Origin of the sequence: Streptomyces tateyamensis, from assembly GCF_003205575.1 — a bacterium.
GTDB lineage: Bacteria > Actinomycetota > Actinomycetes > Streptomycetales > Streptomycetaceae > Kitasatospora > Kitasatospora tateyamensis.
Genome location: NZ_PYBW01000084.1, coordinates 91422 through 105809, shown reverse-complemented (window position 1 = coordinate 105809; position 14388 = coordinate 91422). Strand labels below are relative to the sequence as shown.

Below are 14388 nucleotides of genomic sequence, written 5' to 3'. Positions count from 1 at the left end.
CTGCTCGCGGGCCGGGCGCACCGGGGCGGGCGGCGCGGCGGGCTCGGGTGCCGCGGACCGCGGCCGGGCCGCGCCCGCCGCCCGGGCGGCCAGCTCGCTGAGCCGCTCGTGGAGGTGCGCCGCGCCCGGCCGGTCGCCCGGCTCCTTGGCCAGGCAGGCCCCCAGCAGCGGCGCCAGCGGGGGCGGCACGTCCGACAGGTCCGGCTCCTCGTGCACCACCCGGTAGAGCATCACCTCGGAGGAGGCGCCGGAACCGAACGGGGTGTCACCGGTCAGCGCGTAGGCCAGCGTGGCGCCGAAGGCGAACACGTCGGTGGCGGGCGTGACCGCCGCGCCGCGCACCTGCTCGGGCGCCAGGAAGCCCGGCGAGCCGACGGCGGTGCCGACGTGGGTGAGCGTGGAGGCCCCGCGCGACCAGGCGATGCCGAAGTCGATGATCCGCGGACCCTTGGGGGAGAGCAGGATGTTGGAGGGCTTCAGGTCCCGGTGCACCACCCCGGCCTCGTGCACCTTGACCAGCCCGTCGGCCAGCGCGGCCCCGATCCGGGCCACCTCCGGCCAGGCCAGCGGCCCCTCGTCGCCGACCCGCTTGTACAGCGAGGGGCCGGGCACGTAGGCGGTGGCCAGCCAGGGCCGGTCGGCCTCGATGTCGGAGCCGACCACCCGGGCGGTGGCCCCGGCCCGGATCCGGGAGGCGGCGGCCACCTCGCGGGCGAAGCGGGTGCGGAACTCGGCGTCCTCGGCCAGCTCGGCGCGGATCAGCTTGAGCGCCACCCGCTGGCCCCTGCGGTCCGAGCCCAGGTAGACCACGCCCATCCCGCCGGCACCGAGCCGCCGGTGCAACCGGTACGGGCCGACGATGCGGGGGTCCTCACGCCTCAGCCGCATCATCGCCATGTCAGTCCCCGTCGGCCCGTGTGGTGGGCTAACCCCGAGATGGGCCCCGGTCCTGGGGCACCGTCAGTTCCTGTCGGGCACAGCTTACGGAACGTCGGCTGCGGTGTGCTGATACGCAACACGCGAACCGCCGGTGGGATTGTCCGATGCACGTCCGGGGGACCGGCGCGCGGCCGGGCCCGGGCTCCGGTTCGGGGTCGGGTCTCAGGGTTCTCCCGGGGTGGCACCGCCTGCCGCCTCCACCTCGGGTAGTACGCCCGCAGGAGGATCCTCATCCTCCCGGACAGCCTGCGAACGAGACCGAGGCATGACGTCACCGTCCTTGCGGACCATTAGCGTTGGGTACAGCGGTGGGCGGGCACTCGTCCCCCGAGGTCAACGCCCACCGCGCCACCTTCCCCACCAGCCGCAGGAGAACGGACATGGCCACCCCGCTCACCCGAGCCGTGCAGCACCGCCCGCTCCTGCAGCTGCGCGGGTACCTGACCGCCCGTCGCGACCCGGCCCGCCGGGTCCGTGACGATCGTCACCCGGCCGTCGCGCTGGCCATCGTGCTGCCGTGCGCGGCGGTGCTGCTGCTGCTGTTCGGCGGCTGGGAGCAGATGGCCACCCAGACCAAGGCGGTGGCCGACCTGATCGGGCGCTGATTCCCAGGGGACGGGGAGCAGTCGCCGGGCCGCGCGGGACACGCGGCCCACCACGGCCGGGCGCCGGGTCGGGTGTCGGTGAGGACACCTCCACCCGGCGCCCGGCCCCTTGCGCACCGCCGCGGACACGAGGAAGGGCCGGATCCGTGGTGGATCCGGCCCTTCGATGGTGCGCGATACTGGGATTGAACCAGTGACCCCTACCGTGTCAAGGTAGTGCTCTCCCGCTGAGCTAATCGCGCCCGAGCTCGGCGCCGCTGAACGGCACCTGAGTGGCTGGTGGCCGTGCGCGATACTGGGATTGAACCAGTGACCCCTACCGTGTCAAGGTAGTGCTCTCCCGCTGAGCTAATCGCGCCTGTCGAGCATCACCTGATGACACCCGGGCTGGTGGCCGCACCGCCGAGCGGTGCCGCCGAGATCCCCGAGGGAACCGAGTGCGCGATACTGGGATTGAACCAGTGACCCCTACCGTGTCAAGGTAGTGCTCTCCCGCTGAGCTAATCGCGCGGGGAGGCTCCGGGGCGAACCGGAGACCTCATCGAGGTGGAGACGGGATTTGAACCCGTGTACACGGCTTTGCAGGCCGTTGCCTCGCCTCTCGGCCACTCCACCAGGCAACTTCAGGATTGAACTCTATCAGTAAGAACGATCTTGCCGTTCTCCACCGAGCGGACGACGAGATTCGAACTCGCGACCCTCACCTTGGCAAGGTGATGCTCTACCAACTGAGCCACGTCCGCCTGTCTTCGGGGCTCTTCCCCGCCTTGCGGCGGCTCCGTTTCCCGGCGACGTGTTGAACTTTAGCGGAAACCTCGGCCAGCTCAAATTCCGTTCCCGCAGCGTGCCGCCCGCCCGCCGGGTCGAGCAGGCCCGGCGGACCTAAACTTCGAGACACCCCACACCCTCATCTCTGCAGCAGGAGCACCGTGCCCGCCGCCCCGCGCCCCCTCGCCCCCGACCAGCCGATGGCCCGCTTCGGCGGCCGGCTCGCCACCGGCCTGCGCGAGGTCAGCCACGATCCGGCCGTGCTGGACGGGGAGGGCTGGTGGGCCGTCGTGCACGACTTCGAGGGCCGCCTCACCTGCGCCCGGTTCGACCAGGTGCACCCCGACCCGGCGCCCACTCCCGTGCACCACAACTGGCGCGGCCCGGACCCAGGAGGCTGGCAGAGCTCGCTGGACCGGGCCGGGTACACCGCCGGGGTGCGCCGGATCCGCGAGCACATCGCGGCCGGCGAGGTCTACCAGGCCAACCTCTGCCGGGTGCTCACCGCAGCGCTGCCCGACCCCGACCCGGCGCACAGCGACATCGAGGCGCTCACCGGCCTGCTCGCACTCGGCAACCCCGCGCCGTACGCCGGCACGGTGCGGCTGCCCGGGCACGGCGTCGAGATCGCCACCGCCTCCCCCGAGCTCTACCTGCGCCGCGACGGCGACGCCGTCTCCTCCGGTCCGATCAAGGGCACCGGCCGCACCGAGCACGACCTGCTGGAGAAGGACCATGCCGAGAACGTGATGATCGTCGACCTGGTCCGCAACGACCTCGGACGCGCCTGCGCCACCGGCAGCATCACCGTGCCCGACCTGTGCGTGGTGGAGAAGCACCCCGGCCTGGTCCACCTGGTCTCCACCGTCGCCGGCCGACTGCGCACCGGGGCCGGCTGGGCCGAGCTGCTGGCCGCCACCTTCCCGCCCGGCTCGGTCACCGGCGCGCCCAAGTCCAGTGCACTGCGCATCATCGACGCCCTGGAGACGGCCCCGCGCGGCCCCTACTGCGGCGCGGTCGGCTGGGTCGACGCCGACCGCGGCCGGGCCGAACTCGCCGTCGGCATCCGCACGTTCTGGATCGACCGGAGCGGTCCGGCGGGCCCCCTGCTGCGCTTCGGCACCGGCGCCGGGATCACCTGGGGCTCCGACCCCGAGCGCGAGTGGGACGAGACCGAGCTCAAGGCCGCCCGACTGGTAGCGATAGCGTCGGGCCAGCAGGTGCCCTGACCGGCCCCGGCCCCCTCCCACCCCGCGCGTCCCAGGAGTCACCAGGATGATCTGGCTCAACGGAGCACTCGTCGCCGAAGCCCAGGCCGAGGTCTCGGTCCTCGACCACGGACTCACCGTCGGCGACGGCGTCTTCGAGACCGTCAAGACGATCGACGGACAGGCCTTCGCCCTCACCCGCCACCTGGACCGGCTGACCCGCTCGGCCACCGGCCTCGGGCTGCCGGCGCCCGACCTGGAGGAGGTCCGCAAGGCCTGCCAGGCGGTGATCGACGCCAACCCGATGCCGCTGGGCCGGTTGCGGATCACCTACACCGGCGGCCTGGCCCCGCTCGGCTCCGAGCGCGGGCACACCACCCCCACGCTGGCCGTCGCGCTGGGCACCGCCGCCCGTCGGGCCGACACCACGGCCGCGGCCACCGTGCGCTGGACCCGCAACGAGCACAGCGCCGTGGCCGGCCTGAAGACCACCTCGTACGCCGAGAACGTGGTCGCTCTCGCCCATGCCCACCGACAGGGCGCCACCGAGGCGCTGTTCGCCAACACCGCCGGTCAGCTGTGCGAGGGCACCGGCTCCAACGTCTTCGTGGTGCTCGGCGGCAAGCTGCTCACCCCGCCGCTGTCCTCCGGCTGCCTGGCCGGCGTCACCCGGGCCCTGGTGGCCGAGTGGTGCGGCGCCGAGGAGGCCGAACTGCCCTACGCCGTCCTGCGCGAGGCCGAGGAGGTCTTCCTCACCTCCACGCTGCGCGACGTGCAGGCGGTGGCCCGGATCGACGAGCACGAGCTGGCCGCCCCCGGGCCGGTCACCGCCCGCGCCATGGCCCTCTTCGCCGAGCGGTCCGCGCAGGACCCCGATCCCCGTTAGGGCTCTTCCGCATCAGGGAAGAGGCCACCCATGACCACGACCCTGCGCCCCGCCGGCCCCGAGGAGACCCTGCCGGACGGCGGGCGCGCGCGGCCCTGGCTGGTCTGCGCCAACGGGCGCACCGTCGGCAGCGTGCGCACCGCGGCGGTGACCTACGGCACCCACCGAGTGGGCCGGATCGACGCCCTGCGGATCACCGAGGGCCTGCGCCGCGGCCGCGGCACCGTCGCGGCGCTGGCCGCCGAGGAGGTGCTGCGGTCCTGGGACTGCACCCGGGCCGAGGTGGTGGTGCCCGCCGCGACGCAGCCCGCGCTGACCCTGGCCCTCGCCCTCGGGTACACCGAGACCAACCGCAAACTGCTCAAGGACCTGGACCAGGTCCCGCCCCCGGCACCCGGGGTGACGCTGCGTCCGATCTCCGCGGCGGAGTTCCCCGAGTGGCTGACCGCTTCCAACGCCGAGTACCAGGAGCAGTTGGTCCGCTCCGGGCTCACCCCGGAGCAGGCCCGCCAGCGGTGCGCCGCCGACTCCCGCAACGTGCTCCGGGACGGGGCCGCCACAGCCGGCGTCGCGCTGCGCCGGCTGTACGCGGGGGAGCGGGCGGTGGGCAGCCTCTGGGTCGCCCTGGACTGCGGCCCGCTGCCGGACGGGCGGCGGCACAGCTGGGTGATGACGGTCGAGGTGGACCCGGACCGGCGCGGCCACGGCTACGGACGCCAACTGCTGCTCGCCGCCGAACGCGAGGCCCTGGCCGCGGGCATCCACGTGCTGGGCCTCAACGTGTACTGCGACAACACGGTGGCGATCCGGCTCTACACCTCGCTCGGCTACCGGCCCACCACCCACATCCTCGCCAAACCCCTGTGAGCCGGGCAGCGGGAGGAGTTACTCCGGCCCCTCCAGCAGCGCGACGATCCGCTCGCGCAGGCCGTCCTGGCTCTGCCCGCCGTCCAGGCGCCGACCGCGGACCAGGTAGGTCGGGGTGCCCTTGACGCCGATCGCCTTGCCCTCGGCCTGGTCGGCGTCGACGGCCAGGGTGTGCCGCCCGTCGATCATCGCGAGCTCGACCTCCTCGGCGTCCAGCCCGATCTCCCGGGCCACCTCCAGCAGCAGCTCGGGCCCGCGCCGGTCCAGCTCCTCGACCCGGCCCAGCACCGCCTCGACGAACGGCCAGCCCCGGCCCTGCGCGAAAGCCTCCTCGGCCGCCTCGGCGGCCGCGTAGGCATGCTTGTGCTTCTCGAGGGGAAAGTGCCGCAGCGAGACGGTCAGCGCGTCGCCGTACCGCTCACGCAGCGCACGGACGTCGTCGAGCGCGGTGCCGCAGTCCGGGCACTGCAACTCGCACCAGAACTCCAGCGGGGGGAGGGAACCTTCGATCATGCACTCAGTGTTCCACTACCAGGCACCCGCACCGACCAGTGAGGACCGGAGACCATGCTGACCGCCACCGTCTGCTACGGCCTGAGCGGGCTGGCCCTGCTGCTCGCCGCGTTCCAGGGTTTCCGCCGCCGCGGGCGCAGCGCGGTGCGCTGGCTGGGCCTGGCCCTGCTGCCGGCCGGCCTCTACCTGACCGGCCTGGTCCCGGTGGGCCGCACCATCGGCCACGAGCTCGCGCACTGGGCCCGCGAGCTGGTCCTGGACCCCCGGGTGTGGACCGGCATCGGCCTGCTGGCCGGCGGCGTGCTCCTGCTGCTGCTCAGCGGCCTGGGCCGGAGCAAGGCCGCGCCCCCGGCCCCGAAGCAGCAGCGCCCGGCCGCCCAGCCCGGTGCTGCCCAGCCCGGTCTCGCTCAGCCCGGTGCCGCCCCCAAGGCGGTGGCCCCGGCCCCGCCGGCGGGCAACGACCTCGGCGACTTCTCCGACATCGAGGACATCCTCCGCAAGCGCGGCATCTGACCCGGGCCGACCGCCCGGCCTCAGACCCCGACCGCCTCGTCCGCCGCCGAGCGCTGCCGCGCCCGGTAGGCGGCGACGTGCATCCGGTTGCCACAGGTGCGGCTGTCGCAGTAGCGGCGTGAGCGGTTGCGGGACAGGTCGACGAAGAGCCGCGCGCAGTCCGGCGCCTCGCAGCGGCGCAGCCGCTCGCGCTCGCCGGCCATCAGGATCAGCCCGAGCGCCATGCCCAGCTCGGCCGCCAGGTGGTCGGCCACGGCGGCGTGCGGGGCGAAGTAGTGCATGTGCCAGCCGTGGCCGTCGTGGTCGGTCAGCCGCGGCGTCGCGTTCACGGCGGCGACCAGTGCGTTCACCAGGCCGGCCGCGGCCGCGGTGGACGGGGCGGTGAAGATCTCCCGCAGCTGCCCGCGCAGCTCCCGCACCGCGGTGAGGTCGGCCTCCCCGATCGAGTCGACCTCGCTGATGTCGTTGCGCGACACGAACGCGCACAGCGCGGCCGGGTCGGCCAGCTGCTCGGCACCGCTGATCTCGGGCGCCGTGTTCAGCAGCTCGACCAGGATGCCCAGGGCGCACTCGGTGTCATGGGTGATCAGCACGTCGGGGCTCCTCGCGTGCGCCGGGGCGGTCGGTCTCGCCCGCTGGGGGGTACCACCCGGCCGATGGCTGGGGGCCGGTCATCACCGCCGAACTCTACCGGGCACCGCCCGCAGAACGCAGGAGGCGCCCGGCACCGGTGCGGTGTCCACCCGCCGAGGGAGGGTGGACACCGCACCGGCGCCGAGCGCCTGCCCGCCGCGCCTGCTGGGGCGCGGTGCCGCGAAGCTCGGTCCGTGCGGTGTGCGCGGCCCGCGCGCGAGGCGCGCGCCCGGGCCTGTGGCCGTGCCCCCGAGTAGGACGGCCACGAGTGACGACCGGCCGGCGGGGGACGCGCCCCCGGCGGCTTCAGCTCTCGGCGAGAATGTGCGACAGCTCCCGATCCAGATCGAAGTGGCGGTGTTCGGTGCCGGGTGGCACCGCGGCATCCGTCCGCTTGAGAAAGGACTCAAGCGCCCGGGCCGGGGCCTCCAGCAGGGCTTCTCCCTCGGGAGAGCTCAGCGCGATGCAGACGACGCCCTGTCCGTGACTGCGCGAGGGCCACACCCGGACGTCACCGGTCCCGGTGGGGCGGTGCAGTCCCTCCGCGAGGAGGTCACGGGCGAACACCCACTCCACGGTCTCGTCGGCACCGGTGTGGAAGGTGGCGTGCACGGCATAGGGGTCGGCAGTGTCGTAGCGCAGGCCCGCGGGGACGGGCAGTGACGACTCGCTGGACACGATGAGGCGCAGGTGCAGCTCGCAGCTGACCGTGGTGTTCATAAGCGCCAGGGCCTTTCGCTCAGTGTGCGCTCGGGGAATCGCACGTCGGCGAACGGACCATCCCACCTCCGGCGGCGATGTAAACCCGTCTGTCCCGATTCGGGCCCCACCGGTAACCCTTCCGGCGCATTGCGCAATGCACCGGAAGGCCTGCTCCGGCGGATATCGGCAGGTCTCGCGGCGGGTCGAGTCGCACCTCCCGTGCGGTTGCGGAGAGTGACCGTAAGCGGTGAACCGGCTGGTCGGGCCTGTGCCGGGCCTGCGCGGGGGCAGCTGGTCGGGAGCACCCCCGGGGATGCGGTAATGTTTTCCCTGCACCCGGGCGATTAGCTCAGCGGGAGAGCACTTCGTTCACACCGAAGGGGTCACTGGTTCGATCCCAGTATCGCCCACCGGATTGCACAAGAAGGCGTAGGACCCTGGTTATTTTCAACCCGGGTCCTACGCCTTTTCCGGTTCCCTGGAGAAGTCGGCGGATCTGTTTCGTGCTGAGTCCGCGTCAGTTCGCCTTTCTGCAGGCCGGCCTGGCGGCGCGTCGGGCGGGCGGTGATCAACCACGTTGCAGGACCCCCTGGGAGGGGTGCTATTGTTCATCTCGTTGCCCGGGCGATTAGCTCAGCGGGAGAGCACTTCGTTCACACCGAAGGGGTCACTGGTTCGATCCCAGTATCGCCCACCGGACAACATCGGGCCCCAACTGCCACAGCAGTTGGGGCCCGATGCATTTCGCCGACAGGTCGTCAGGCGGCCTCGGCCGGGCGCAGCGGCCAGGAGCGGTCCACCCGCTCCGGGGTGCCGGAGCGGTCGAACCACTCCTGCAGGCCGCGGGCCTGGGCCGCGTGCCAGCCACGCTGGCGCAGGTGCAACTCGGCCGGGGAGAAGGCGCCCAGTGCGCCCTGGTGGCGCTCGCCGAGCACCCGGACCAACTGCAGTGCGGCCCAGGCGTCCGCGCCCGCGTCGTGCGCGCCGTCCAGCACCACGCCGTAGTGCGCGCACAGGTCGGTCAGGGTGCGGCGGCCCTTGCGGTAGCGGTCCACGTGCTTGTCCACCACCCGCGGGTCGACCACCAGCAGTTCGGCGCCGGCCAGGAAGGCGTCCAGTGAGCTGTGCCGGTGCCGGCGCAGCTCGCGGTCCAGCAGGGTCAGGTCGTAGGGCGCGTTCATCACCACCAACGGCACCCCGGCCCTGGCCTGTTCGGCCAGGGCGGCGGCTATCTCCGCGGTGACCTGGGCCGGTGGGCGGCCGTGCGCGCGCACCTGCTCGTCGGTGATCCCGTGCACGGCGCGGGCGCCCTCGGGGATCGGGATGCCCGGATCGGCCAGCCAGGTCAGCCTGGTGGGCTCGGCGCCGGGAGCGGACTGGAGGACCAGGGCGGCGGAGACGATCCGATCCCGTTCCACGTCCACGCCGGTGGTCTCGGTGTCGAAGGAGGCGAACGGGCCCTGGTACCAGTGGCCGTCGTTCGCGCGGAACGGCTGAGTCATGACCACCCCTCACATCCCCTGGGTTCTCCCCGGACCCGCCGGGTGCACCGCCGAGGACTGACGGTGCACCAGCTGGTGGTGCGGTTCCGAGCAGGTGATACCCCTGGCCGGTACCCCTTCAATCCCGTCCGGGCGGCGCGGAGACGGGTGCACGATCGAGCGGGCGGGCTCGGTACCATCGGGGCAGCAGCAGGAGCTGCGGCCATCAGATCCACCACGTCAGGAGAAAACCGGTGACGGACGTCCGGGTAATCATCAACCGCGAACCCGATCGGGAAGAGCGCGTGGTGACGACGGGCACCACCGCCGCCGACGTGTTCGCCGAGGACCGCAGCGTGGTGGCCGCCCGGGTGGCCGGCGTGCTCAAGGACCTGGCCTACCAGCTGCAGGACGGCGACGAGGTCGAGCCGGTCGGGATCACCAGCCAGGACGGCCTCAACATCCTGCGCCACTCCACCGCGCACGTGATGGCGCAGGCGGTGCAGCAGCTGTTCCCCGAGGCCAAGCTGGGCATCGGCCCGCCGATCAAGGACGGCTTCTACTACGACTTCGACGTCGAGAAGCCGTTCCACCCCGATGACCTGAAGGCCATCGAGAAGAAGATGCAGGAGATCATCAAGAAGGGCCAGAAGTTCGCCCGCCGGGTGGTCACCGACGAGTCCGCCCGCGAGGAACTGGCCGGCGAGCCGTACAAGCTGGAGCTGATCGGGCTCAAGGGCTCGGCCGCCACCGCCGGCGAGGGCGCGGACGTGGAGGTGGGCAGCGGCGAGCTGACCATCTACGACAACCTGGACCCGAAGAGCGGCGAGCTCTGCTGGGGCGACCTGTGCCGCGGCCCGCACCTGCCGAGCACCCGGATGATCCCGGCCTTCAAGATCATGCGCTCGGCCGCCGCCTACTGGCGCGGCAGCGAGAAGAACAAGCAGCTCCAGCGCCTCTACGGCACCGCGTGGCCGACCAAGGACGAGCTGAAGGCGCACCTGGAGTTCCTGGAGGAGGCCGCCAAGCGCGACCACCGCAAGCTCGGCAGCGAGCTGGACCTCTTCTCCATCCCGGAGGAGATCGGCTCGGGCCTGGCCGTCTTCCACCCCAAGGGCGGCATCATGCGCCGGGTGATGGAGGACTACTCGCGCAAGCGGCACGAGGAGTCCGGCTACGAGTTCGTCTACTCGCCGCACGCCACCAAGGGCACCCTGTTCGAGCTCTCCGGCCACCTGGACTGGTACGCGGACGGGATGTACCCGCCCATGAAGCTCGACGGCGAGATCGACTACTACCTCAAGCCGATGAACTGCCCGATGCACAACCTGATCTACCGCTCGCGCGGCCGCTCGTACCGTGAACTGCCGCTGCGGCTCTTCGAGTTCGGCACCGTGTACCGGTACGAGAAGTCCGGCGTGGTGCACGGCCTGACCCGGGCCCGCGGCTTCACCCAGGACGACGCGCACATCTACTGCACCAAGGAGCAGATGGCCGGCGAGCTGGACTCGCTGCTCACCTTCGTGCTGGACCTGCTGCGCGACTACGGGCTGAACGACTTCTACCTGGAGCTGTCCACCAAGGACCCGGAGAAGTTCATCGGCTCGGACGAGGACTGGGAGGAGGCCACCGAGACGCTGCGTGCGGCGGCCGAGAAGCAGAACCTCGAGCTGGTGCTGGACCCGGCCGGTGCGGCCTTCTACGGCCCGAAGATCTCGGTGCAGGCCAAGGACGCGATCGGCCGGACCTGGCAGATGTCGACCATCCAGGTCGACTTCCAGCTGCCGCAGCGGTTCGAGCTGGAGTACCAGGGCGCGGACGGCAACCGGCAGCGGCCGGTGATGATCCACCGGGCCCTGTTCGGCTCGATCGAGCGGTTCTTCGCGGTGCTGCTGGAGCACTACGCGGGTGCCATGCCGCCGTGGCTGGCCCCGGTCACCGTGGTCGGCATCCCGATCACCGACGAGCACGTGCCGTACCTGCGCGAGGTGGCGGCCGAGCTGAAGAAGCACGGGATCCGGGTCGAGGTGGACGCCTCGGACGACCGGATGCAGAAGAAGATCCGCAACGCCCAGAAGGGCAAGATCCCGTTCATGCTCATCGCGGGCAACGACGACGTCGAGGCCGGCGCGGTCAGCTTCCGCTACCGCAACGGCGAGCAGAAGAACGGCGTGCCGGTGGCCGAGGCGGTCAGTGAGATCGTGGACGCGGTGGCGCGCCGGATCCAGGTCTGACGCACGGCTGGAGGTGGGGCGGATTCCGACTGGAGTCCGCCCCACCCCTGGTTTGCCGGGCCGGTCCGCCGAATATGCTGACCAGCATGACGAGTGAGCCGGAACTGCAGCAGGGCGTCGGGGAGCCGGACGGCTTCCGGCGTCTGTGGACCCCCCATCGGATGGCGTACATCCAGGGCGAGAACAAGCCGACCGGGCCCGCCGCGGACGACGGCTGCCCGTTCTGCTCGATCCCCTCGCTCAGCGACGAGGACGGCCTGGTCATCCACCGCGGCGAGCACGTCTACGCGGTGCTCAACCTGTACCCGTACAACGGCGGCCACCTGATGGTGGTCCCGTACCGGCACGTGGCCGACTACACGGAGCTGACCGACGAGGAGACCGTCGAGCTCGCCAGGCTCACCAAGCAGGCGATGGCGGCGCTGCGCCGGGCCTCCGGCGCGCACGGGTTCAACATCGGGATGAACCAGGGCGGGGCGGCCGGCGCCGGGATCGCCGCGCACCTGCACCAGCACGTGGTGCCGCGCTGGGGCGGGGACACCAACTTCATGCCGGTGGTGGGCCACACCAAGGTGCTGCCCCAGCTGCTCGCGGACACCCGCAAGATGCTGGCCGAGGCCTGGCCGCAGGGCTGAACCGCCGGGAGAGCCGCAGGGCCCGCACGTCACCGTGCGGGCCCTGCGGCGTGCGGCGGCTTCACCAGGCGTCGTACTGGTCCGACTTGAACGGCCGCACGCCCTGCATCTCGGACTTGAGGATCAGCCCGCGGTTGGCGAACCGCTCGGTGTTGACGTCGTGGTCGGCGAGGAACTCGATGGTGGCCGCCAGGACCGCGCTGACCACCGGGGTGGCGATCCGGATCGAGTCGTCGGACATGAACCGGCTGTTCCACGGGGCGGTGGCCCAGGCGGTGCGCAGACCGAACGGCTCGGGCAGCTTCATGGTGCCGCCGAGCCAGTTGAGCAGGCCGGGCGCCCGGTAGAACGGCGCCCGCAGCGCCTGGCGGACCACCTCCAGGTTGTCCACCAGCGGGAGCTGGATCGTCCGCTCCTCCCAGAACTTGCCGGTCTTGGCCGCGGTGCGCTCCTTGACCTTGGGCTTGTCGTGGAAGATGCCGTTGATCGGGCCCAGCGTGTGGCCGTTGACCGAGACCCGCAGGGTGTTGCTGAGCACGGTGACGGTGACCAGCACGCTGACCACCAGCCGGCCCTTGTTGAGCACGAACTGGGTGCCGAGGTAGTGGCGCGGCCCGTCCTGGCCGAAGCCCTGGCGGTTGGCGAGGTTGACCACGGCGTGGTCGCGCATCCGCTGGCCGTCCATGTCCGGCCCGTCAGGGCGGCCGATCTCGTCGGCGCCGGCCCCGACCTCCATGATCACCCACTGCTCGACCGAGGAGCCGGGCACCGCGCCGTTGCCGACCTCGCTGCGGCTCAGGCCGTTCAGCCGGTCGGTGATCTTGCGGACCAGGTCCCAGGTGTGGAAGGTGCGGAAGTCCTCCAGGCCGGCCACCGGGCGCAGGTCCTCGACCAGCTCCCAGGAGCCCCAGCGGCGGCCGAGGCCGAGTATCCCGTTGACCCCGGCGTAGTGCAGCACGTTGGTGTGCTGCTCGACGGTCAGCCGGTCCAGGCCCTCCTTGAGGGCGGTGGCCTTCTTGTCGTCGTCGTGCCGGGGGACCGCGTTGGGCAGCACCGGGTTGAGGTTGCCGTCCAGCACGTCGGCCCAGCGGGCCCGCAGGTCCTTGACCGAGGCGATCACCATCCGCTTGGCGAGGACCCAGCCGACCAGGGGGACCAGCAGCACGATCCGGGCGTAGAGGCCCCAGAAGCCGGCCAGCGGCGGGTGCCAGGCCAGCGCGCCGGCGATCAGGGTCGGTACCAGCATGACCAGCGGCCCGAACAGCGCGTCGCGGTTCGCGCTGCCGGTCCGCAGCCAGATCCGGCCCCGGATGGAGAGCAGCCAGAGCAGGGCGCCGGGCAGGAAGAGCGCGCCGGTCACGAGGGTGACCAGCATCAGCCGCTTGTCCCGGGCCCGGCGCAGCTCCTCGGCGGCCAGGCAGTGCTCGACCACCATCCGCGGCTCGGTGCCGAAGGCGGGCACGAGCGGCTTGCGTCCGGCGCCCAGGGTGCGGGCGATGACGGCCTTGCTGAACGCCTCGCCGACGTTGGGACGGAACAGCTCGTGCCAGCCCGCCTTGCCCACCACGCCGTCCTGCACCTTGGCGACGAACTCGTCCAGGTCGCTGTCGCGGTAGGCCGCGGACGAGAGTGCCTGGGTGACCGCGGTCTGCGGTCCGGAATCCGTGCGGGGTATCTGCGCACCCGGGGTCATGTCCAGCTTGGTCATGGCGGCGGCCTCCCTCCCTCCCTGTCAGCGGCAGGTTACCGTGCCGCCGGGCCCTTGTGACGGTGATCTTCTGAACTCCCGTCACCTGCTCGGGTGACCGGGCTTGACGGCTTTTCAGCTGGTTCCTTCCCCGGTGCGCCTGGTTCGATCCCGATGGGGCAGGATCGGAGTCATGACTCCTGTTGATCCGGTACTGGTTTTCGACGGGGACTGCGCGTTCTGCAGCTCCTGCGTGCGTTTCGCCGAGCGCTACCTGCGCCAGACGCTCGCCTCCGGCGGCTGGCAGGCGCAGCCCTACCAGTTCGCCGACCTGGCGGCGCTGGGCGTGAGCGAGGAGCGGGCAGAGCGCGAGGTGCTCTGGGTGACCCCGGTCGGGCAGGTGTACGGCGGGGCGGCCGCGGTGGCCAAGCTGCTGCTGCGCTCCGGCAACGCCTGGGCCTGGCTGGGCGGGCTGCTGGAGCTGGCGCCGGCGCGGCCGGTGGCGGAGCTGGGCTACCGCTGGGTGTCGCGCAACCGGCACCGGATGCCGGGCGGCACCAAGGCCTGCGCGCTGCCCCGGCGGTAGCGGCCCGCGCGGCGTCGGGAGCCCGGTGACCAGTGGATACCATGGTCCCGTCGAGCGGCTGATCCACTCGGCTGCCGGTGTGCGCCGCTGCCGGCCCACCGGTGAACCACCCAGGCAGTGAGATCGGAGCG

14 protein-coding genes and 7 tRNA genes are annotated in these 14388 nt (G+C 72.0%); 10 read left to right on the top strand and 11 right to left on the bottom strand.

Annotation, left to right across the window (positions count from 1 at the left end):
• A partial coding sequence (locus C7C46_RS23075; RefSeq protein WP_146259178.1) for a serine/threonine-protein kinase occupies positions 1-897 on the bottom strand: 897 nt, incomplete at its 3' end.
• A gap of 422 nt (positions 898-1319) precedes the next feature.
• Here C7C46_RS23075 and C7C46_RS23070 point away from each other — a divergent pair.
• The gene (locus C7C46_RS23070; protein WP_110671807.1) at positions 1320-1544 is read left to right on the top strand and encodes a hypothetical protein; all 225 of its coding nucleotides are present in this window, start codon (positions 1320-1322) and stop codon (positions 1542-1544) included.
• A gap of 167 nt (positions 1545-1711) precedes the next feature.
• Here C7C46_RS23070 and C7C46_RS23065 read toward each other — a convergent pair.
• The 5 genes from C7C46_RS23065 to C7C46_RS23045 all read right to left on the bottom strand — a co-directional run bounded on the left by C7C46_RS23065 (position 1712) and on the right by C7C46_RS23045 (position 2287).
• A tRNA-Val gene (locus C7C46_RS23065) sits at positions 1712-1786 on the bottom strand.
• Between the two features lie 44 nt (positions 1787-1830).
• Positions 1831-1902 (bottom strand) — tRNA-Val (locus tag C7C46_RS23060).
• An 80-nt stretch (positions 1903-1982) separates the two neighbouring features.
• Positions 1983-2054: transfer RNA gene (locus tag C7C46_RS23055), tRNA-Val, on the bottom strand.
• Positions 2055-2088: 34 nt separating this feature from the next.
• Positions 2089-2159, bottom strand: a tRNA-Cys gene (locus C7C46_RS23050).
• Positions 2160-2214: 55 nt separating this feature from the next.
• Positions 2215-2287, bottom strand: a tRNA-Gly gene (locus C7C46_RS23045).
• Positions 2288-2512: 225 nt separating this feature from the next.
• Between C7C46_RS23045 and C7C46_RS23040 the strand changes: the two genes are divergently transcribed.
• Genes C7C46_RS23040 through C7C46_RS23030 form a run of 3 tightly spaced genes read left to right on the top strand, consistent with a single transcriptional unit; the run spans position 2513 to position 5273 of the window.
• Complete coding sequence (locus C7C46_RS23040; RefSeq protein WP_110671818.1) at positions 2513-3541, top strand: chorismate-binding protein; 1029 nt, start codon at positions 2513-2515, stop codon at positions 3539-3541.
• A 46-nt stretch (positions 3542-3587) separates the two neighbouring features.
• Complete coding sequence (locus C7C46_RS23035) at positions 3588-4406, top strand: aminotransferase class IV (protein WP_110671806.1); 819 nt, start codon at positions 3588-3590, stop codon at positions 4404-4406.
• 30 nt (positions 4407-4436) lie between these two features.
• Positions 4437-5273 carry a GNAT family N-acetyltransferase gene (locus C7C46_RS23030; protein WP_110671805.1) on the top strand — a complete coding sequence of 279 codons (837 nt, stop codon included), beginning with the start codon at positions 4437-4439 and terminating at the stop codon, positions 5271-5273.
• An 18-nt stretch (positions 5274-5291) separates the two neighbouring features.
• Here the strand turns inward: C7C46_RS23030 and C7C46_RS23025 are convergent, their stop codons facing one another.
• Positions 5292-5786 carry a DsbA family protein gene (locus C7C46_RS23025; protein WP_110671804.1) on the bottom strand — a complete coding sequence of 165 codons (495 nt, stop codon included), beginning with the start codon at positions 5784-5786 and terminating at the stop codon, positions 5292-5294.
• Between the two features lie 54 nt (positions 5787-5840).
• On the opposite strand from C7C46_RS23025, the gene C7C46_RS23020 reads away from it, so the two are divergent.
• On the top strand, positions 5841-6299 hold the full coding sequence (locus C7C46_RS23020) for a hypothetical protein (RefSeq protein WP_110671803.1): 459 nt from the start codon (positions 5841-5843) through the stop codon (positions 6297-6299).
• Positions 6300-6319: 20 nt separating this feature from the next.
• On the opposite strand, the gene C7C46_RS23015 is transcribed toward C7C46_RS23020, so the two are convergent.
• On the bottom strand, positions 6320-6892 hold the full coding sequence (locus C7C46_RS23015; RefSeq protein ID WP_110671802.1) for a CGNR zinc finger domain-containing protein: 573 nt from the start codon (positions 6890-6892) through the stop codon (positions 6320-6322).
• Positions 6893-7238: 346 nt separating this feature from the next.
• Entirely contained in the window at positions 7239-7652 is a 414-nt protein-coding gene (locus C7C46_RS23010; protein ID WP_030056266.1) for an SsgA family sporulation/cell division regulator, read from the bottom strand.
• A 320-nt stretch (positions 7653-7972) separates the two neighbouring features.
• Here C7C46_RS23010 and C7C46_RS23005 point away from each other — a divergent pair.
• Both C7C46_RS23005 and C7C46_RS23000 read left to right on the top strand, forming a co-directional pair.
• Positions 7973-8044, top strand: a tRNA-Val gene (locus tag C7C46_RS23005).
• A 212-nt stretch (positions 8045-8256) separates the two neighbouring features.
• Positions 8257-8328 (top strand) — tRNA-Val (locus C7C46_RS23000).
• A gap of 64 nt (positions 8329-8392) precedes the next feature.
• On the opposite strand, the gene C7C46_RS22995 is transcribed toward C7C46_RS23000, so the two are convergent.
• Positions 8393-9136, bottom strand: coding sequence for a 3'-5' exonuclease (locus tag C7C46_RS22995; RefSeq protein WP_110671817.1), 744 nt, complete (start codon positions 9134-9136; stop codon positions 8393-8395).
• Positions 9137-9369: 233 nt separating this feature from the next.
• Between C7C46_RS22995 and thrS the strand changes: the two genes are divergently transcribed.
• Complete coding sequence (thrS, locus tag C7C46_RS22990; protein WP_110671801.1) at positions 9370-11349, top strand: threonine--tRNA ligase; 1980 nt, start codon at positions 9370-9372, stop codon at positions 11347-11349.
• Between the two features lie 74 nt (positions 11350-11423).
• On the top strand, positions 11424-11984 hold the full coding sequence (locus C7C46_RS22985; protein ID WP_110671800.1) for an HIT family protein: 561 nt from the start codon (positions 11424-11426) through the stop codon (positions 11982-11984).
• Positions 11985-12045: 61 nt separating this feature from the next.
• Here the strand turns inward: C7C46_RS22985 and C7C46_RS22980 are convergent, their stop codons facing one another.
• Complete coding sequence (locus C7C46_RS22980; RefSeq protein WP_110671799.1) at positions 12046-13692, bottom strand: hypothetical protein; 1647 nt, start codon at positions 13690-13692, stop codon at positions 12046-12048.
• 172 nt (positions 13693-13864) lie between these two features.
• Between C7C46_RS22980 and C7C46_RS22975 the strand changes: the two genes are divergently transcribed.
• A complete protein-coding gene (locus C7C46_RS22975; protein WP_110671798.1) occupies positions 13865-14257 on the top strand; it encodes a thiol-disulfide oxidoreductase DCC family protein in 393 nt (130 codons plus the stop codon).
• Positions 14258-14388 lie beyond the last annotated feature (131 nt).

Coding starts and splice junctions, on each gene's coding strand:
- C7C46_RS23070 (WP_110671807.1), top strand. CDS start 1,320: ATGGCCACCCCGCTCACCCGAGCCGTGCAGCACCGCCCGCTCCTGCAG.
- C7C46_RS23040 (WP_110671818.1), top strand. CDS start 2,513: ATGGCCCGCTTCGGCGGCCGGCTCGCCACCGGCCTGCGCGAGGTCAGC.
- C7C46_RS23035 (WP_110671806.1), top strand. CDS start 3,588: ATGATCTGGCTCAACGGAGCACTCGTCGCCGAAGCCCAGGCCGAGGTC.
- C7C46_RS23030 (WP_110671805.1), top strand. CDS start 4,437: ATGACCACGACCCTGCGCCCCGCCGGCCCCGAGGAGACCCTGCCGGAC.
- C7C46_RS23025 (WP_110671804.1), bottom strand. CDS start 5,786: ATGATCGAAGGTTCCCTCCCCCCGCTGGAGTTCTGGTGCGAGTTGCAG.
- C7C46_RS23020 (WP_110671803.1), top strand. CDS start 5,841: ATGCTGACCGCCACCGTCTGCTACGGCCTGAGCGGGCTGGCCCTGCTG.
- C7C46_RS23010 (WP_030056266.1), bottom strand. CDS start 7,652: ATGAACACCACGGTCAGCTGCGAGCTGCACCTGCGCCTCATCGTGTCC.
- C7C46_RS22995 (WP_110671817.1), bottom strand. CDS start 9,136: ATGACTCAGCCGTTCCGCGCGAACGACGGCCACTGGTACCAGGGCCCG.
- C7C46_RS22985 (WP_110671800.1), top strand. CDS start 11,424: ATGCTGACCAGCATGACGAGTGAGCCGGAACTGCAGCAGGGCGTCGGG.
- C7C46_RS22980 (WP_110671799.1), bottom strand. CDS start 13,692: ATGACCAAGCTGGACATGACCCCGGGTGCGCAGATACCCCGCACGGAT.
- C7C46_RS22975 (WP_110671798.1), top strand. CDS start 13,865: ATGACTCCTGTTGATCCGGTACTGGTTTTCGACGGGGACTGCGCGTTC.